The sequence below is a fragment of the Pseudomonas sp. Emmai genome, from assembly GCF_055179735.1.
Genome location: NZ_CM143685.1, coordinates 5,008,643 through 5,028,084, shown reverse-complemented (window position 1 = coordinate 5,028,084; position 19,442 = coordinate 5,008,643). Strand labels below are relative to the sequence as shown.

The window sequence follows — 19,442 nt, the reverse complement described above, 5'->3', positions numbered from 1 at the left end:
GAATCCAGGTTTTTGTCATGCGTACACGCCATCACCGCCACAGCCCCCTCTCACAGCGTTTTGACCAACCGTCGCGGCTGTCACGCTTGAGCCTGGCGGTAGCCCTGGGCCTGTCCGTGCAAGGTTTGGCTGAGGCGGCCGATGACTCGGCCCCGGTGACCTTCAACACGTCATTCATTCAAGGCCTGGGCCAGCCCGCCGACCTCAAGCAATTCATCGACGGCAACAGCGTATTGCCAGGTACTTACCGCGTGGACATTTACGTCAATCGCAGCTTGAGCGGGCGCCAGGACATGACATTCACGCAGCAGGACGATGGTGACGTAACGCCGTGCCTGACCCTGACCCTGCTGCGCCAGTTCGGCGTGGACATCGACAGCCTGGTCACCGCCGGCACCCTGAGCAAGGACGCCGACACCGACAGTTGCATCGACATCAAGGCGCTGATCCCGCAGTTCAGCAGTGAGTACCAGGCCAACCTGCTGCGCCTGTATCTGAGCATCCCCCAGGCGATGATGAGCCGCTCGGCCCGGGGTTACGTCGACCCATCGTTGTGGGACGAAGGTGTCACGGCGGCCTTCATGGACTACAGCGTCAACGGCAACCGGCGCAAAAACGATTTTGCGACTACCGACAGTCTGAACGCCAACCTGCGTAATGGCCTGAACCTCGGGCCGTGGCGGTTGCGCAACGAGTCGAGCTATTCCAAAAGCACCGACAGCCCTGGCTTGTTCAACAGCAACCGCACCTACGCCCAACGCGATATCACCTCGTTGCGCAGTCAGTTGACGGTCGGCCAGACCTATTCCGATTCTGAGATTTTCGACAGCGTGCGCTACAAGGGCGTGCAGTTGGGCTCCGACCTGGCGATGCTGCCGGACAGCGAGCGCGGTTATGCGCCGGTGATCCGTGGCGTGGCCAACAGCAACGCCACGGTGGAAGTGAAGCAGAACGGTTTCAGCCTCTACACCACCACCGTATCGGCGGGACCGTTCGAGCTGACGGACATTTACCCGAGCGGCTCCAACGGTGACCTGGAAATCAGCATTACCGAAGCCGATGGTGAGGTGCGTACGTTCACCCAGTCGTTTGCCTCGCTGCCGATCCTGGTGCGACGCGGCAGCTTTCGCTACAACCTCGACCTGGGGCAATTCGACGACCTGAACGGCGAAGGCGATTCGCCGATGTTCGGCACCGGCAACCTGGTCTACGGCTTGACCGATAACGTCACCACGTTCGGCGGCGTGATGTTGAGCGATGGCTTCAGCGCGACCAACGCCGGGGCCGGTTTCAACACCCCGGCAGGGGCGATTTCGGTGGACGCCACCCAGTCCAGCAGCACGACCCGCCAAGGCAAAAACACCGGCCAGAGTTTGCGCTTTCTCTACAGCAAGACCCTGAACCTGACCGGCACCACGTTCACCCTGGCCGGTTATCGCTATTCCACTGAAGGTTATCGGACCTTCAGCGAGCACGTTGACGATGAAAACCGCGATCCGGGGCAACCAGCCCGAGGCCGGGCCAAGTCGCGCTTCAACCTCACGGCCAACCAGGTCATGGGCCAGGGGTTTGGCTCTTTGTACCTGTCCGCCAGCGATCAGACCTATTGGAATCTGCCGGGCCAGACCCGCTCGTTGCAGGCCGGCTATTCCAACTATTGGGGCAAGGCGAACTATTCGTTCGACGTCACTCATACCCGCTACGCCGATAGCCAGAGCGCCTATTCCGGCCAGGGTGGGGCCCGCAGTCGGGATACCCAGGCGACCTTCAGCGTCTCCTTTCCCCTGGGCGATGAAGGCCGTGCGCCTCGGGCCAGTTTCAGTTCGGCCCATGACAGCACCGGCACCAACTCCAATGCCAACGTCAGTGGTTACCTTGCGGGACGCAATGACATGACCTTCTCCGTGGGTGGCAATCGGAGCGTCACCGGCGAGTACAGCGGCGATGGCCAAATCAATGCCAAGACCCCTTACGCCAACGTCGGCGCTGGCTACAGCCAGGGTCGCGCTTACAAGTCGGCCAACCTGAGTGCCCGGGGCTCCGTGGTCGCCCATGCTGGCGGAGTCAATTTCGGCCAGCCGGTGGGGGAGACCTTCACCCTGGCTGAAGTCGAGAACACACCGGGCGTGCAGGTCGGGCGTTATGCCGGGGTCAAGACCGCGGCCAACGGCTACGCGGTCATTCCCAACTCGCAACCGTATCGCGGCAACTTCGTCAGCCTCAACACCCAGGACCTGGGCGCCGATATCGAACTGGAAAGCACCAGCCAGCAGGTGATTCCACGTCGCGGTGCGATCACCAAGGCTACGTTCAAGGCCAAGAGCGGCCTGCGCCTGGAAGCGACCTTCCAGTACCTCAAAGGCAAGATTCCGTTTGGCGCGGTGGTCGAGGACGAAGAGGGGCAGCAACTGGCGGTGGTCGATCCACGCCAAACGGCGTTGGTCCTGGTGGAAAAGACCGAGGGCAAGTTGCAGGTCAAATGGGCTGATCAAAGCTGCTGGGCGCAGTACGTGATGAGCGAAAAAGTCCCGGGCGAGAACTACCAGAGTAAAACCCTGACCTGTCAGTAATTGTGCAAGGAAGCCTGTTCATGAACATCAATCGATTGCTTCCTGCCACTGACCTGTTGAAACACGTCTCGCCCCTGTACCAGCCCATCATTAATGTGCCCCAGCGTCGCGTCGTCGGGTTTGAAGCGCTGACGTGTTGCGTGCATCCACGCTGGCAGGGTGTCCCGCCCGAGGTCTTCATGCCCATGGCGCGCCGCAGCGGCGTGCTCGATGACATGACGATCAGCCTGTACGAACAGGCCGCCCGGGACCTGAAGGTGCTGGAGGCGATTCATGTCGATGTGGACATCACCCAGCTGGCGGACAGGGCGATGGTGGAGCGCATTGTCCAGGCGTTCGCCCCGGCCACCACCAGCCTGTTGGGTATTACCTTTGAAATCACCGGTGAAGGCGAGATCGACGTCGATTACGCCCGGGTTCTGCAAGGGGCGGAGCGCTTGAAAGCCCTGGGCGCGCAATTGGCTCTGGAGGATTTTGGCCAGGGACACTCCAACTTTGAACGCCTGTGCGAGCTGCCGGTGGACCTGCTGAAAATCCCTCGCCAGTTGATCTACGCCATGGCCACTGAGCACAAGAGCCTGGCGTGTGTGAAGGCGACCCTGGCCCTGGCGGAGTCCTTGAGGCTGGAGACTGTGGCCGAGGGCGTCGATAACTTTTTCCAGATTCATGCGCTCAAGCAGATGGGCTGCACCACCGTGCAAGGCGTCTGGTATTCCCGGCCCCTGACCCTTGAAGCGGCTAAAGATTTCCGGCGTGAACACTTGAATCTCAGGTAGCTGTGGGAGATGTCCTACCTGTGTTGCGCACTCGGTCCTACCTGCATGGCGGATGGTTCCTACCACGCAGCCCAGGGGCGGTTGGTAAATTCTGAAGGACTTGCAGGAAGCAGGTCCCCATCATTTTCACGAGCACCCTTTTCACGAGAACTGTGTATGAAAAAAACCTCCTTATTGGCCCTAGCTATCGTCGCCCATGCGGCACTGTCCAGTAGCGCTTTCGCTGCCAGCGGCACCTTGCAATTCAATGGCGAACTCAATAACGCCAGTTGCACCGTGACCCCGGGCGGTGATGCCAGTGCCGGCACCGGTAACAACATCCTGGTTGATATGGGCGACGTGTCCTTTGCCGACCTGCAAGTGGCGTCGCCGGGTGTGGGCAATGTCGGCGTGGCGGTCACGGACCTTAATTTCGACATCGGTTGCCCAAGCGGCGTCGGTGCCTTGAGCAGCGTGATCATGAGCTTCGACCCGAACAGCGGCAGTGGCCTGGATAGCATCGACGGTCGCCTGCTGGCCCTGTCGCCGGGTGGCGCCAGCGGTGCGGCGATTGCGCTGGTCAACAGCGCCAATGACATCATCGACATGTCCAGCGCGCCGAGCATTTCGGCACCGCTGGACATTGATGAAGACGGGGTAGGGACGGCGAATATCGCGTTGCGCGCGACCTACTTGCGCACTTCCGGCGCCGAAGTGCCGGGCGCCGCCAATGGCAGTCTGCCGTTTGTCCTGCGCTACGAGTAAACGCAAAAAGGTCGGGTTTTTACACCCGGCCTTTTTCACCGCCGCAGCGCGATTACCAGGTGTAGCGATAACCCACGGTCACGGCCATCGGCTGTTCGATGCCGCGACCCTTGGTGTAGGTGGCCTCGGCATAGAGGTTGTGCTTGTCGGCGACGCTGATCATGACCCCGCCACCGATCTCGGCCCGGGAACCCGGCAGGCGACTGTCGAGTTTCGCGCCGCTGACCTTCACGTTGCTCTTGCCGGCATGCTCGGTGATCCAGTTCGCCTTGGCGTAGGGTTTGACGGTCATGCCGTTGTCCAGTTTCAGGTCACGACCGACCACACCGCCGATCCGGCTCTGCACCGACAGCATCGCATCCTGCTCCACCGTCAAGCCGTTGCTGGCGGCGTAGCGGCTGCCGCTGATGCGGGTTACTTGCAGGCCGGCTTGCGGCTCGACGAACCAGCCTTGGCTCAGGTCAATGTGCTTGCCCACTTGCACGTCAGCCGTCACCGCGTGGTTCTTGAATTTTGCCTTGACCTTGTTGCCCAGGTTGCTGGTGATCTTGGTTTCATTGTCCAGGCGGCTATATTTCACGGTGCCGTCGACGTACAGACCGCTACGGTCCAGGTAGCTGGCGTAACCGCCGAGGGTCGTGCTGTCGGTGGTGCCTTTGCTGGCCTCGCCGAACGACTGCCGGCCCTTGCCCTGGCCAAACAAAGCTCCGACGTACAGCGTGCCATCGGCGAACGACATGGCCTTGTCGGCGCCGACCTCGAAGCCGTTGATCTGCTGGTCGAAGGCGCGGCTGGCGCCGGTGTCCAGGTGTTGCTCGGCACCGTAGCCACGGGTCCACAAACCGCCCTGATCCTTGCCCGAACGCAGCTCGCCGAAATGGCCGAGGGTGGCGCTCATCTGGGCGCTGATCAGTGCGGCGCTGGCGGCGTGACTGGCGACCGCCGCGTTGGCGCCCTTACTCAGGGTTTGCGCTTGAGGGCGGTGCACAGGCTGGGCAGGTTTGGCCAGCTCGGCAGGGATCGCCGGCTTTTCCTGCGGGTTGACCGGCGTGACGGGATTGACCGGCGTTGTCGGGTCAATCGGTGTTACCGGGGTGACCGGATCGACCGGTGGGACTTTCGAGCCATCGGGATCGTTGATCGGATCGACATCCGCCGAGTTCATCAGATACCAATCTTCGCCAACGTGTTGCAGCTCATAGCGAAAGGCCCCGGCATCCACGGTCTTGCCATACAGGCTGAAGCTGCCGTGGCCGCCATTGCCGTCCACCAGCGCCAAGGCGTAGGGGTTCGCGGGGGCCTTGCCCGAGTCGGCAACCACCAGCGTGTGATTGCCGCTGATCTCGCCCTGCACCTTGATCAGGTCGCCGCGCAGATCGGCCAGGTCGGTGTTCATCATGAAGGTGCCATTGCCGCTCAACGGGCCTTTGACGAACAAGGTATGGAAGCCGCTGATGGCCGGATCGGCAAAGCTGACCTGTCCGTCGACATGGGTGTTTTCACCCAGGATCGCATCGCCCTTGAGCTGCAAGACCCCGCCCTGGTTGATCGACGTGTTGCTGGCTTCGGCGCGATCGGCCATGGCCATGAGCCCGCCCTGGTTGACGGTGGTGTTGTGCACGGTGGTGCCGGAATCGACTTCGAACAGGCCGCCGTCGTTCACCACGGTATCGCTGGCAAACGCCGAATCGAAGACCGACATGACCCCGCCGTCATTCACGGTGGTGTCCTGCACGTGGGCATTTTCATACACCGTCATCTGGCTGTTGCTGACGCGGGTGTCCGTGGCCGAGGCTTCGTTGAACACCCACATGGAACCACCGTTGAGCTGGGTATCGCTGACCGACGCTTGTTTTGCGACGTCCAGATTGCCGTTGTTGACCGTCGTATGCTGCGCCGTGGCCGAGCCGACGACCACCATCTGACCGTTGTTCAACAGGCTGTCTTGCGCCGACGCGGAGTCATTGATTTCCAGCCAACCGTTGTTGCCGTTAACGGTCGTGCCAATCACTGAGCCCGAATCCCAGACGCGCAGGCGCCCGTTGATCACCATACTGTTGACGATAGAACCGCCCGTGCCGACCTGCAGCGAACTGCCGTCGTCCATCCGGATGTTTTCCTGAAACGTGGTCAGGCATCGGCTCTGGTCGCAGTTCTCGGCAGACACCTGTTCAACGGCGCAGCCCAGCAGCAACACAGCACCCGAGAGCGATACTTTAGAAAAACGCTTATTTGATTTGGACATGGGACACCTGCCGACTGCTTGGAAAGTGCCGCAGATTCTCCGGGGCTGGCGGGTGTCGGTAACGCAGGTGTTTCCCAAGTTTTTGTCGGAAGTATCCTACAAAGTCAGCTGTTGATCGTGGCGCGGAGGCTGTCCTGCAGGCGCTTCATTTGCGTGAAAAACGCCTCCAGCAACGGGCTCAAACCCGCTGCCGGCGCGGCGTCCCGGCAGCCATGCTCAAGCTGTTCGCAAGCGCTGATCAACGGCGCGGCGTGGATGATCCGCGCGCTGCCGAGGATCTTGTGGCAGCGACGAGCGGTGGCGTCCAGATCCCCGGCGGCGTACAGCGCTTGCAGGGCATCGGCGTCTTCCTGGTTGGTGCGCAGCACGGTGCTCAGCAGTTGGCGGGTCAACGTTGCGTCGCCCGCCGTGATGTCGCTGATCCTGGATAAATCGAAGCATGGCGCACTGGCCTGACGTCCCAGTTCCGCCTCGCGCAGATAACGTTCCAGTGCATCGCGAGTGACCGGTTTGAACAGGCAATCGTTCATGCCGGCGTCCCGACAACGCTGGACTTCCTCGGGTTGTGCGTTGGCGGTCAGCCCCAGGACATGGGTGGGCGAACGGCCCTCGGCGGCTTCGATGGCGCGCAATTGGCGGGTCATTTCGTCGCCCGCCATTAGCGGCATGTTGCTGTCGGTCATCACATAATCGAAGGTGTCCCGGCCCCACAGGCGCAGACCTTCCACGCCGTTTTCGGCGCAGGTGACGCGCATGCCCAGGGCTTCGAGTTGCCGTTGCAGGACCACGCGGTTGAACTCGTGATCCTCGACGATCAGCACATGGCGCGACGGCAGGGGCGGCAGCTGTTCGGTGTCGAGCACCGGCAGCGCTTCATCGACCGCGACCAGCGGCGCGTCGAGGCTGAAGGTGAAACACGAGCCCTGTCCCGGCGTGCTGGCGCACTGCAATTGGCCGCCCATCAGTTGCGACAGTTGCTGACAGATCGCCAGGCCCAGGCCGGTGCCGATCTGCAACTCGGTGTCACTGCTCTGGAACTGCGTGTAGGGCTGGAACAGCCGTTGGCGCTGTTGCTCATCCATGCCGATGCCGGTGTCGATCACCGCCAGTTGCACGTGGGCCAGTGGCCCGTCGGTGTCCAGGCTCAACTCGACGGTGACCGTCCCTTGCGGGGTGAACTTGATCGCGTTGCTCAACAGGTTCGACAGGATCTGCCGGAAGCGCAGCGAGTCCAGTTGCACCGCGCTGTCTTCGCCATGGCTGACGAACTTCAACTCGACGTTTTTCTGTTGGGCGAGGCTGGCGAAACTCTGGATTACCGTGCGTGCCAGGCGTTGCAACTGGCAACTGCTGCAGCGCAGTTCAAACTTGCCCGACTCGATCTTCGACAGGTCGAGAATCTCGCCGATCAACTCCATCATGCCGCCGGCCGATTTCTGGGCGATGTCGACCAACTCAGGGTCAGGACGCCCGTTACGCATCAATTCCAGGACTCCGATCAGGGCGCTCATCGGCGTGCGGATTTCGTGACTCATCACCGCCAGAAAGTGGCTCTTGCCCCGGTTGGCGGCTTCGGCCTGATCCTTGGCCTGGTGCAGCGCGTGTTGCAGGTTCTGCTGTTCGGTGAGGTCGATCCAGCCGCCGATGACCCCGGTCATGGTGCCGTCGGAATCGCGGTAGGGCAGGGCCCAGTGGTAGATGTGATAGGTCTTGTCCTTGACGGTCAGGTCGAAGTTGTCGAAAGACGGCTCGCCGCTGTCGAGGGTGGCGCGGTGGATGCGTTTGTAACTGCGGGCGGCATCGAGGTCCATGATGCTGGCCTCGATCAAGCCTTTGTTCAGCACCTGGTCGAGCTCAACCTCCATCGCCTGCAAATATGCGCGGTTGCAGGTCAGCAGCAGGCCTTGGCGGTCGCGCACGTAGATCGGGTTGGGCGTGCCGTCCACCAGCACTTTCATGAACACCAATTGGTCGTTCAAGGCTTTTTGCGCTTTCAAGCGTTCGGCGATTTGCCGGCGCAGGCCCAGGTTCCACGCCAGGATAGCGAGCAACACCACCAGCGCCCCGACAACGGCGCGGTACAACCAGTCCTTGTAAGCATTCCAGCCTGCGGGGCTTTCCTGGGGGCTCTGCCAGCGGTTGGCCAGGTCGCTGAACTCGTTGGGCGGGATGTCCAGCAGGGCTTTGTTGAGGATCGACACCAGTTCGACGTTCTGCGTGCCAGTGGCAAAACCGATCAGCGCCGGTGGCGACCCGATCACCGAATCGATTTGCAACCGGCCACGGAAAAACCGGTCGATCAGGTATGCCGCGCCCAGTTGCGGCTGGACCACGCCTTCAACCTTGCCCTCGGCGAGCAATTCGTAGGTTTCAATCGGCGTGTCGACTTCCACCCGGCGAATGTCCGGCCATTCCCGTTCCAGCCAATTGGCGGTGGCCGAACCGCGGATGATGGCCACGGACAGGCCTTTGAGCCCGACCAGCCCCGCATGCTCGGGCTGGGTGCGGGTCACCAGCACGAACGGGTTGACCACATAAGGTCGGGTAAACATCAGGTTCTGTTCTCGTTCGGCGCTGTAGGTCAGGGCGCCGATGAGGCTGACCGGGTCGCGCTGCACGCGGCTGGTCATGGCGTCGACCGAGGTGATTTTGGTCGGGCGGAACACCAGGCCGGTACGGTCGTTGATTATCTCCAGCAGATCCACCGCCATGCCCCGCAGTTGGCCGTCGGCATTGAAGAAACTGAATGGCGAATAGAGCTCGTTGGCCAGCAGTTCGACGTCGGGATGTTCCTTGATCCATTGCTGTTCGGCGGCGGTCAGTTGCAAGCGGCTGTAACCCAGTTTCGGGTTGGTGCCGATGCCCCAGCGCCGGGCAATCACTGCACTGTCCTGGGGGGAGATCTTCGCCAGGGTGCCGTTGAGCAAGGTCATCAGTTGAGCATCCTGGCGGCGCAGGGCAAAACTGAAGCCCAGGCCTTCGGAGTCGCGCTGGATCGTCTGTTTCAGGCTCTGTTGATAGCTGCGTTCCAGCAGGTATTGCGCGGAAATCGCGTCGGTCAGCAGCGCGGTGTTGGCGCCGTAGGCCACCCGGCCCAGCCCTTGTTCAGTGGACAGCACCGATTGCACTTGTTGCTCGGGAAACAGCGTGGCCACGCGTTCCTGCTGAATCCAGTCCGGGTCGAACAGCACGGTGGTGCCGCGAGGCACTCTGTCGTTGGGCCAGTGGGTGCCGAAGCGGCTGATCAACACCGCCTGGTCATAGGCATAGGGCGCGCTGAGCACGATATCGCCGTGGTTCGGTTCGAGGTGATTGATGCGCGGCACCAGATCGACATCACCTTGTTGCAGGGCGGCCAGTGCCTGTTGCTGGGTAGGGTAGCGATTGACCTGCAAACGCACGCCCAAAGCCCGGGCCAACACATCGAGGTAATCAGCGGACAGGCCTTCGTAGTCTTTCTGGTTGGTGGTCATGTCCAGGGGGGGACGATCGGGCAGGTAGACGCCGACGTTGATCACGCTTTTCTTCGCCAGCCATTGCCGTTGCGTGACGCTGAGCGTCGGCTCTACGTGGCTGTCAGCGGAGCGGCTGAGCAGCGTTAGCGGTTCGGCAGACGCCAGCAACGACGTCAGCAGCAGCACGCCCATGAGCATTCGACGGATCATGGCTCAGACCAGATGGTTGCGTTTGGCGAACTCGATCAGCTCCAGCAGCGTGGAGGTGTTGAGTTTTTGCATCAGCCGGGTTTTGTAGGTGCTGACGGTCTTGTTGCTCAGCAGCATGTCGTCGGCAATCTGCTTGTTGCTTTTGCCCAGGGCCAAGCCATGCAACACCTTGAGCTCGCGACGGGTTATCGCGCTGAGCAGTTGTGCATCGTTCTGGGCGAAATCGCTTTGCCGTACCGAAGTGAATGCGCCGATGGGAAACCAGGTCTTGCCGCTGGCGATGGCTTTGAGGGCGGTGCCGATTTCCTCCGGGTCATCGACCTTAGACAGAAACGCCGACGCCCCGGCCCGCATGCATTGCGCTGCGTAGGCCTGGCTTTTCAACCCGGTGTGCACCAGCACATGGGCCTTGTTGCCGCCGACGCGCAGCCGGTCGAGCACCGCCATGCCGTCGAGCTGCGGAATATCGAGGTCCAGGACAATGGCGTCCGGCTGGAGCTCGAAGGCTTTGCTCAGTGCGTCCACGCCGTTATCGCACTCGGCGACAATTTCATGGCCTTCACGGGCCAGAATCATCCCGAGCGCCATGCGTACTACCGCGTGATCATCGACCAGTAACACTTTCATCGGTCAGCCCTCATACCCAGATTCAGCATAGTCCCGGAGTTGAAAAACGGCTCAGAGGAGCGGATGCATGGTGAGGGCGGTAAAAAAGGGGGCGATCCTACGCGGTTTGCGTGGCGTCGCGATAGGGGCGGGCGCACAGCGATTGCGCGAAATGTTGGGGCATTTGTGCAAGTCGGCTACTGGAACGGATGAACCCTGTGGTGAGGGAGTCATGCTCCCGCTCGGCTGCGCAGCAGTCGTAAAACCAGCGAATGCGGTCTATCTGAAAGACCTCGATCGCCGGTTTTTGGGGCCGCTTCGCAGCCCAGCGGGAGCAAGCTCCCTGCCCTCCACCTCACAGGGATGGTCAGGCAATGGTGTCCACGACGCCGCCGTCCACTCGCAACGCCGCGCCGGTGGTGGCCGATGCTTGCGGCGACGCCACGTAAACCACCATGTTCGCCACTTCCTCCATGTTCGCCGCCCGCTGGATGATCGACGTCGGGCGGTTGGCCATGACAAAGTCCGCCGCCACTTTTTCCATCGGCTCACCGGACTTTTGCTGCGCATCCTTGAGCATCTCTTCAAGGCCTTCGGACAACGTCGGCCCCGGTAGAACCGCATTCACCGTCACCCCCGTACCCGCCATGCGCTTGGCCAGGCCCCGGGCAATCGACAGGTTGGAAGTCTTGGTAAAGCCGTAATGAATCATGTCCGCCGGGATGTTCAACGCCGACTCCGAAGAAATGAACACCACCCGGCCCCAGCCGTTCTTCGCCATGTCTTGCAGATACGCACGAGACAGCCTCACGCCGGACATCACATTCACTTCAAAGAATTTTTCCCAGACGTCATCCTCGGTTTCGAAGAAATCCTGCGGGCCGTAGATCCCGACGTTATTCACCAGGATATCCACCTGGGGCAGGGCGGCGACCATCACCCTGCAACCCTCGGCGCTACCGACATCGGCGGCAACACCTCGCACCTTGGCGGAGGGAAGCAAGTGCTTGAGCTGGGTGACAGCGGCGTCCACGGCATCCTGCTTGCGGCCATTGATCACGACCTCGGCGCCTGACTGGGCCAGACCTTTGGCGATGGCGAAACCGATGCCCTGGGTGGAACCGGTAACGAGGGCGGTTTTGTTGGATAGATCGATGTTCATGGGAATCGCGCTCTTGAAGGGGAGGTCAGAGGGAGGACTGCGAGCCTCTTAGCCTAGTTCAAGAGAAAAAACCCGGATGTGAGCCCTGCACCCACCCTGCGGGGCTGCTTTGTTGTAAAAAAGTTTGTCAGCAGCAACGCTTAACGCCAGTCTGAGGGGCCGCTGATTTCTACCAAGGCCTTTCGCCCCCATGTCTGAAAAAACCGCCGACAAACACTCAACCCGAGCCGCGTCCGTATTGGCCCTGTGTCTACCTGGCGATGTCTTGTTGTACCTGCTGTTGCCGATGCAGCCTCAGGCCTTCGGCATCAGCCTGGCCGAAGCGGGCATTTTGCTGGCGGCCAATCGCTTGGTGCGTATTTTCGGTTATCGCTATGTCATGGAGTTTTACACCCGCCAGGGTGATCGGCCGGCGTTGTTGCTGGCCACCGGGACTGCCGCGTTGTGCGCGCTGGGTTACGCGACCTTGTCGGGGTTTTGGTGGTTGTTGCTGTTGCGCCTGGGCTGGGGCTTGTCTTATGCGGCGCTGAATTTGTCCACGCAGGTGATGGCGACCGCCGAGCCCTTGGGCGCTGCGCGTCGTACCGGGCGTTCGCGGGCGGTGATTGCGGCGGGGCCGATGCTGGCGCTGCCGTTGGGGGCGTTGCTGAGTGTGGAATATGGGCCACGGTTGATTTTTTTCCTGATGTTCGCCACCTCGTTGATTGCGATGTGGCTGGCGTTGGGGTTGCCATCGGCGCCGCATCCGATGTCGGCGTCGACCCGTCGTTTCAAGCGTCCCGACAGTGTCGCGATGTGGTCGTTTATCGAAGGCCTGACCCTCGACGGGCTGTTCATCATTGGCCTCTCGCTGCTGGCGCAACACCTGCTGGAAGGCAACGCAGTGGTGGTGGCCGGGACGTTGCTGGCGTTGCGTTATGTCTCGGAATTGTTGCTCAGCCCCTTGGGCGGTATCGCAGCCCAGCGTTGGGGGGCGACGCGGATGCTGATCGTCTTCTCGTTGATGACGTCAGCGGCGTTGATCGGCTTTGGCTTCCACTGGCTGGTGGTCGGCGGGGCGTTGGTGCTGGTGTTGCGCGCGTTGCAACTGCCGTTGGTGGTGACCGTCATCGCGCAACGTCATCCGGACAGCGGGCGGGTGCGGGCGCTGGCGGGGAATGCGGTGTGGCGGGATATCGGGGCGGGCGTGGGGCCGTTGTTGGCCGGGTTTGTGTTGCCGGTGGCGCCGTCGGAATGGGTGTATACGGCAGCCGCGTTATGTCTGGCGGCCAGTGCATTGGCTTGTCTGGAGCGCAAAAAGGGTGTGCTGCCAAGACCTTGACGAAAATGGGCGACCTTAAGGGGTCGCCCATTTTTTATGCCAATGACAAGCGGGACTACTCGGTCAACGCGCTCAAAATCTGGTGCGCCGCTTTGACCCGCTCCGGAATCGGGAAATTCTTGTTGGCCAGGATCACGATGCCGATGTCTTTGGCCGGCACAAACGCCACGTAGGTGCCGAAGCCACCGGTCGAACCGGTTTTGTTGAGCAGCACGCTGTTCGGCTCGGGTTGCGGCGGGTTCAGCCATTGCACTTTATGCGCCTCCATCGCCATGGGCGTCGAGTTGCCTGCCAGCAATTTGTCGAGGGTGATCGGGTAGGTGTAGCGCTCCCAGCCCAGGCCCTGGGTCATGTCGCCGACGGTGTAGTAGCCGGCGTGAGTCGTGGCGATGGCTTGCTGCAACGGTTTTTCCAGTGACGCCGGTTTCAGGTTCGCCTGAACAAAGCGAATCATGTCCACCGCACTGGTTTTCACGCCATAGGCCTCGGAATCCAGCGCCCCTGGCCCGACGCGCGCAGGCTTGCCGTTCTTGTCGTAGCCTTGGGCGTAAACGCTCATCTGATCCGGCGGCACCTGCAAGAAGGTGTGGGACAGCCCGAGTTTGGGCAGCAAGATTTTTTCCATCGCCTCATCAAACGGCAGGCCCAGTTGATGAGCGGCTAAATAGCCGAACAAGCCGATGCTGGGGTTCGAATACTGGCGATGAGTACCCGCCGCATACACCGGTTTCCACTGCTTGAAATAGCCGAGCATCTTGTCCGCATGATCCGCGGCATCCGGAAACTGCAATGGCAAACCACCGGCGGTGTAGGTGCCCAGTTGCAACACGCTGACGTTGTCGAACGCACTGCCGTCCAATTCCGGCAGGACCTTGCTGGCCTTGTCCGACAGGGACAATTTACCGGTCGCCTGGGCGTAGCCGCCGAGGGTGGCGGTGAAGGTTTTGCTCACCGAGCCGATTTCGAACAGAGTGTTTTCCGTGACTGCCTTGGCGTTTTCTTTGTCGGCGACGCCGTAGTTAAAGTAATGTGGCTGGCCGTTGACGGTGACGGCCACGGCCATGCCGGGAACGCCCTGGGCTTGCATCACCGGTTTAATCGCGGCATCGACAACGCTTTGAACCTGCTGATCGGTCTGACCCTGCGCCAGGCACGGGCCAGCGCTGAGCAAGGCGACGCAAGCCCCGAACACAGTCAGTTTGGTGGTGTTGATTAGGTTCGTCATTGATTCTATTCCCTGCGAATTGAGGCGGCCGGCCGGTAGACTGCCGATCAGCGGCGAGGCAAATCTAGGCAGTCTGCCGCTGATCGACAACCGATGATATTTCGCACGAGCCATTAGAAAAATTTGGGAGTAGGCATGATCCGGCCTCAATTACCGTTGAATGCATTGCGCGCCTTCGAAGCCTCGGCGCGGCATTTGAGCTTCACCCGGGCGGCGGTGGAGTTGTGCGTCACGCAAGCGGCGGTGAGTCATCAGGTCAAGAGCCTTGAGGCTCAGCTTAACGTAACCCTGTTCAAACGCCTGCCCCGTGGCCTGATGCTGACGAGTGAGGGCGAAACCCTGTTGCCGGTGCTGCGCGAATCCTTCGACCGGATTGCCGAAACCCTGGAACGACTGGAAGGCGGGCATCACCGGGAAGTATTGACCGTGGGCGCGGTGGGGACGTTTGCAGTGGGTTGGTTGTTGTCGCGCCTGGCGGACTTTCAGTCGAAACATCCGTTCATAGATTTGCGCCTGTCGACCAATAACAACCGGGTGGACGTGGCGGCTGAAGGGCTGGATTACGCGATCCGTTTCGGTGCGGGGGCGTGGCATGGGATTGAAGCGGTACGGTTGATCGAGGCGCCGCTGTCGGTGTTGTGTGTGCCCGAGATTGCCCGGCAACTGCGCGAGCCGGCCGATCTGTTGCAGCAAACGTTGTTGCGCTCCTATCGAACGGACGAGTGGCCGGACTGGTTCCACGCATCGGGCCTCTCGACCCACGCCGCACCGCCCCAGAGCATCATGTTCGACTCGTCGCTGGCGATGATGGAAGCGGCGCTGCAAGGGGCGGGCGTGGCGTTGGCGCCGCCGCTGATGTTTGCGCGGCAACTGGCGGCGGGTGCGATTGAGCAACCGTTCGCCATTCACATCACCACGGGGAGTTATTGGTTGACGCGGTTGCAGTCGCGACCGGAAACGTCAGCCATGGCGGCGTTCAAGACGTGGCTAATTCAAGCAACACACCTGTAGGAACAAAGCGTGCTCGCGATGACGGCGGCACATCCAACATCCATGTGCCGGGCAGACCGCTATCGCGAGCAAGCTTTGCGCCTACAGAGTCCGGTGGGTGTCAGCGCACCAGGCACGGCCGCTTGTTATCGAATTTCCAGCCCGGGATCAGAAACTGCATCGCCACGCTGTCATCCCGCGCGCCCAGGCCCATGCTTTTGTACAACTCATGGGCCTTGGCCAGTTGATCCAGATCCAGTTCCACACCGAGCCCCGGCTTCTTCGGCACCTGCACGCAGCCGCCGACAATCTGCAGCGGTGCCTTGGTCAAACGCTGGCCGTCCTGCCAGATCCAGTGAGTGTCGATGGCGGTGATTTCACCCGGCGCGGCCGCCGCAACGTGGGTGAACATGGCCAACGAAATGTCGAAATGGTTGTTGGAATGCGAACCCCAGGTCAGGCCCCATTCGTGGCACATCTGCGCCACGCGCACCGAACCCTGCATGGTCCAGAAGTGCGGGTCGGCCAGGGGAATGTCCACTGACTGCAACTGGATCGCGTGACCCATTTCCCGCCAGTCGGTGGCGATCATGTTGGTCGCGGTTTTCAGGCCGGTGGCGCGGCGGAATTCGGCCATGACCTCACGTCCGGAGTAACCGTTTTCCGCGCCACACGGGTCTTCGGCGTAGGCCAGCACCTGATGCTGATCGCGGCACAGGCGGATCGCTTCTTTCAGTGACCAGGCGCCATTCGGATCGAGGGTAATTCGCGCATCCGGGAAGCGTTCGGCCAGGGCCGTCACCGCTTCGATTTCTGCGTCGCCACTGAGCACGCCGCCCTTGAGCTTGAAGTCCTTGAAGCCGTAACGCGCATGGGCGGCCTCGGCCAGGCGTACCACGGCGTCGGCCGTCATGGCTTTTTCGTGACGCACGCGAAACCAATCGTTATCGGCGTCCGTTTCGCTGCGATAGGCGAGGTCGGTCTGGTTGCGGTCACCGACATAAAAAAGATAACCGAGCATCTTCACTTCGTCGCGTTGCTGGCCTTCGCCGAGCAGCGCGGCGACCGGCACGTCCAGATGCTGGCCGAGTAAATCGAGGAGGGCGGCTTCCAGGCCAGTGACCGCGTGAATGGTGATGCGCAGGTCGAACGTCTGCAGGCCACGGCCACCGGCATCGCGGTCGGCAAAGGTCTGGCGCACTTGATTGAGGATCTTCTGGTAGGTGCCAATCGGGCTGCCGACCACCAGCGAACGCGCGTCTTCCAGAGTCTGGCGAATACGCTCGCCGCCGGGCACTTCACCGACACCGGTGTGCCCGACGTTGTCGGTGAGGATCACAATGTTGCGAGTGAAAAACGGCCCGTGGGCACCACTCAGGTTGAGCAACATGCCGTCGTGCCCGGCCACCGGAATAACCTGCATGCTGGTGATGATCGGTGCTTTTGCAGTGTCTTGAGGGTTCATTTTTATTGTCCTTGACTACGGATATTCAGGCGTGGCTGGAAGTGGCTTGGCCGACGACGGCGGGGGCTGGTTTGGGCGTATTGCGCGCGGCGAAAACGATGATCGCGGCGATGATCGAAGTCGCGGCAAGGCCATAGAGTCCGCCCTGGATCGAACCGGTGTGTTCTTCCAGAAGACCAAACGTGGTTGGCGCGACGAAACCGCCGAGGTTGCCCACCGAGTTGATCAACGCGATCACCCCCGCAGCGATCCGCGCGTCCAGGTACGCCTGGGGAATCGGCCAGAACAGTGACGACGCCGACTTGAAACCCAGGGCCGCGAAGCAGATCGCGACGAAGGCGAAGATCGGCCCGCCAGTGGTGGACATGAACATCCCGGCAGCGGCGATCAATAGCGCCGCAGCGACCCAGGCTTGCTGATGTTTCCACTTGGCGGACAACGCGGCGAAGGCGTACATGCCGACAATCGACAGCAACCACGGGATCGAATTGAACAGCCCGACCTGAATGTCGCTGAGGTCGCCCATCTTCTTGATGATGCTCGGCAGCCAGAAGGTCGCGGCGTAAATGGTCAGTTGAATGAAGAAGTAGATCAGGCAGAACAGGATGATCTGGCGATCCTTGAGCAGTTTGCCCAACGACGGTTTGATCGGCGTCGCGGCTTCGCGAGCCAGTTGTTCGTCGTCGATGGCTTTGACCAATGCGTCCTGTTCGTCGCGGCTCAGCCATTTGGCGTCGTGGGGTTTGGAGTCGAGCCAGAACCAGACGAATACGCACAGGCCCACCGAGAACATGCCCTCAATGAAGTACATCCATTGCCAGCCATGCAAACCGAAACCTTCGATCTGCAAGAGCATGCCGGACAGCGGCCCCGAGATCAGCGACGCAACCGCCGAGCCGCTGAGGAAGATCGCAATCGCTTTGCCGCGCTCAACCCCGGGCAACCAGCGGGTGAAGTAGTAGATCACCCCCGGGAAGAACCCGGCTTCGGCCACGCCCAGCAGAAAGCGCAGGATGTAGAAGTGGGTTTCGTTCTGGATGAAGGCCATGCCGGCGGCGACCAGGCCCCAGGTGAACATGATCCGAGTCAGCCAGATACGCGCGCCGACTTTTTGCAGCAGCATGTTGGAGGGGACTTCAAACAGCGCGTAACCGATGAAGAACAGGCCGGCCCCGAGGCCGTAGGCGGCAGCGCCGATGCCCAGGTCCTGTTCCATGTGGGCGCGGACGAAACCGATGTTCACGCGGTCGATGTAATTGACGATGAACATGATCACGAACAACGGCAGAACGTGACGTTTGACTTTCGAGATAGCGGATGCGAGGACCGAATCGGTGCCGTCGTTCATCCGGGACAGGGCTTTGTTCACTTGCGTTTCTCCCACTGATTATTTTTATGCGGGGTGCGGCTGGTGTTGCGATGTTGATAGACATCATACAACTGCATTTTTTCGTCGCGCAAGGGTTGTTGTCCAACAAAATGGCGCTTATTGGGCGACTAGTTATTCTTTCGTTGACTGGTTTGGGTGGTTTTCCAGGCCGTTACAGCGATTTTGTTGAGTGTTGTCATACAAGTTAAGCGCTGTTTTCTGCGGTGCCCGGTGCTACGATCCCGATAGCCCTGCTTTTCGGATGATCGCCATGCAAGAAGACCTCGACGCACCTGCCCGCAAGCGCAGCCACAACCTCGCCCATGACCTGGTGGCCAAGCTGACCCAGAGCATCCTGCTCGGCCAGATGCTGCCGGGGGACAAGCTGCCGTCAGAGAACACGATTGTTCAGGAGCATGGCGTCAGTCGCACCGTGGTGCGCGAGGCGATCTCCAAGTTGCAGGCCTCGGGGCTGGTGGAAACCCGGCACGGCATCGGCACCTTTGTCATCGAACGCGCGGCTGAGCAGGGGCTGCGGCTGAACGTCGACACCGCGCTGGGCGTGCGCAGCATTCTGGAGTTGCGCATGGGGCTGGAAACCCAGGCTGCCGCATTGGCCGCGACCCGTCGCACCGAGCCTCAACTGGCGCAGATGCGCGAGGCGCTGGATGACTATCAGCGTCTGCTGGCCAACAACGACAGCTGCGTTGAAGCCGACAAACGCTTCCACCTGCTGATCGCCGAAGCCACCGGCAATGTCTGCTTCACCGAGATCATGCAGCACCTGGGCAGTGCGATGATTCCCCGTACCCGGGTGAATGCCGCCGAACGCGGCGCCACGGATTTGAGCAAGCTCGGGCAATTGGCCAATCAGGAACACGAGGCGATCCTCAACGCTATCAAGCGCCAGGACCCGGACGCGGCGCGCGCCGCCATGTGGCTGCACCTGACCAATAGTCGCGACCGCTTTCTGGCCCAGGGCTGACAACCGTTGGTCTAGTCGATAGCACGCCGTTCCTGCCTCCGCTTCCAACTGATATGGCTCGGATCAACCGGGCCACATCAGTGAGGTGCATCATGGCTAACGATTCGATGTTCCAGGACACAACACCCAATACCAGACCCATGCCCGGCACGGACGAACCCACGCTGGATTCGGATGCACCGGCAGGGATGGACCCTTCACGGGACCCGGCCTTGAGTGACGAGGATCGTCCCGAAGACTGGAAAGACCCGGCCGCCGATGAAGACGTACCGGCAGCGGATGAAGAGACACCGCTGTCCGATGACCTGCGGTAAACAGA

General features: G+C 61.2%; 14 protein-coding genes. 7 read left to right on the top strand and 7 right to left on the bottom strand.

Annotated elements, in window-relative coordinates:
* The first annotated feature begins 17 nt into the window (after positions 1-17).
* The 3 genes from ACY4LX_RS23205 to ACY4LX_RS23195 all read left to right on the top strand — a co-directional run bounded on the left by ACY4LX_RS23205 (position 18) and on the right by ACY4LX_RS23195 (position 4,090).
* On the top strand, positions 18-2,570 hold the full coding sequence (locus tag ACY4LX_RS23205) for a fimbria/pilus outer membrane usher protein (RefSeq protein ID WP_463257959.1): 2,553 nt from the start codon (positions 18-20) through the stop codon (positions 2,568-2,570).
* A 20-nt stretch (positions 2,571-2,590) separates the two neighbouring features.
* Positions 2,591-3,346: an EAL domain-containing protein gene (locus ACY4LX_RS23200; protein WP_463257958.1), complete on the top strand. Its 756-nt coding sequence runs from the start codon at positions 2,591-2,593 to the stop codon at positions 3,344-3,346.
* 156 nt (positions 3,347-3,502) lie between these two features.
* The gene (locus ACY4LX_RS23195; RefSeq protein ID WP_149661851.1) at positions 3,503-4,090 is read left to right on the top strand and encodes a fimbrial protein; all 588 of its coding nucleotides are present in this window, start codon (positions 3,503-3,505) and stop codon (positions 4,088-4,090) included.
* Between the two features lie 52 nt (positions 4,091-4,142).
* Here the strand turns inward: ACY4LX_RS23195 and ACY4LX_RS23190 are convergent, their stop codons facing one another.
* The 4 genes from ACY4LX_RS23190 to ACY4LX_RS23175 form a co-directional block, all read right to left on the bottom strand.
* Positions 4,143-6,335: an autotransporter outer membrane beta-barrel domain-containing protein gene (locus ACY4LX_RS23190; protein WP_149661852.1), complete on the bottom strand. Its 2,193-nt coding sequence runs from the start codon at positions 6,333-6,335 to the stop codon at positions 4,143-4,145.
* Between the two features lie 104 nt (positions 6,336-6,439).
* Positions 6,440-10,000 carry an ATP-binding protein gene (locus ACY4LX_RS23185; RefSeq protein ID WP_463257957.1) on the bottom strand — a complete coding sequence of 1,187 codons (3,561 nt, stop codon included), beginning with the start codon at positions 9,998-10,000 and terminating at the stop codon, positions 6,440-6,442.
* A gap of 3 nt (positions 10,001-10,003) precedes the next feature.
* Positions 10,004-10,627, bottom strand: coding sequence for a response regulator (locus ACY4LX_RS23180; RefSeq protein ID WP_463257956.1), 624 nt, complete (start codon positions 10,625-10,627; stop codon positions 10,004-10,006).
* A gap of 346 nt (positions 10,628-10,973) precedes the next feature.
* Entirely contained in the window at positions 10,974-11,768 is a 795-nt protein-coding gene (locus tag ACY4LX_RS23175) for an SDR family NAD(P)-dependent oxidoreductase (RefSeq protein ID WP_463257955.1), read from the bottom strand.
* 190 nt (positions 11,769-11,958) lie between these two features.
* On the opposite strand from ACY4LX_RS23175, the gene ACY4LX_RS23170 reads away from it, so the two are divergent.
* Entirely contained in the window at positions 11,959-13,089 is a 1,131-nt protein-coding gene (locus tag ACY4LX_RS23170; protein ID WP_463257954.1) for an MFS transporter, read from the top strand.
* Positions 13,090-13,144: 55 nt separating this feature from the next.
* Here ACY4LX_RS23170 and ampC read toward each other — a convergent pair whose 3' ends face one another.
* A complete protein-coding gene (gene ampC, locus ACY4LX_RS23165) occupies positions 13,145-14,314 on the bottom strand; it encodes a class C beta-lactamase (protein WP_463257953.1) in 1,170 nt (389 codons plus the stop codon).
* 135 nt (positions 14,315-14,449) lie between these two features.
* Here ampC and ACY4LX_RS23160 point away from each other — a divergent pair, with 135 nt between their 5' ends.
* Positions 14,450-15,325, top strand: coding sequence for a LysR family transcriptional regulator (locus tag ACY4LX_RS23160; protein WP_463257952.1), 876 nt, complete (start codon positions 14,450-14,452; stop codon positions 15,323-15,325).
* 100 nt (positions 15,326-15,425) lie between these two features.
* On the opposite strand, the gene gudD is transcribed toward ACY4LX_RS23160, so the two are convergent.
* Together gudD and ACY4LX_RS23150 are read right to left on the bottom strand one after the other, a co-directional pair.
* A complete protein-coding gene (gudD, locus tag ACY4LX_RS23155; RefSeq protein WP_463257951.1) occupies positions 15,426-16,769 on the bottom strand; it encodes a glucarate dehydratase in 1,344 nt (447 codons plus the stop codon).
* Between the two features lie 25 nt (positions 16,770-16,794).
* A complete protein-coding gene (locus ACY4LX_RS23150) occupies positions 16,795-18,117 on the bottom strand; it encodes an MFS transporter (RefSeq protein WP_372242373.1) in 1,323 nt (440 codons plus the stop codon).
* Between the two features lie 292 nt (positions 18,118-18,409).
* On the opposite strand from ACY4LX_RS23150, the gene ACY4LX_RS23145 reads away from it, so the two are divergent.
* Both ACY4LX_RS23145 and ACY4LX_RS23140 read left to right on the top strand, forming a co-directional pair.
* Positions 18,410-19,123 carry a FadR/GntR family transcriptional regulator gene (locus ACY4LX_RS23145; RefSeq protein WP_149661860.1) on the top strand — a complete coding sequence of 238 codons (714 nt, stop codon included), beginning with the start codon at positions 18,410-18,412 and terminating at the stop codon, positions 19,121-19,123.
* 92 nt (positions 19,124-19,215) lie between these two features.
* On the top strand, positions 19,216-19,437 hold the full coding sequence (locus tag ACY4LX_RS23140; RefSeq protein ID WP_149661861.1) for a hypothetical protein: 222 nt from the start codon (positions 19,216-19,218) through the stop codon (positions 19,435-19,437).
* Positions 19,438-19,442: the final 5 nt, after the last annotated feature.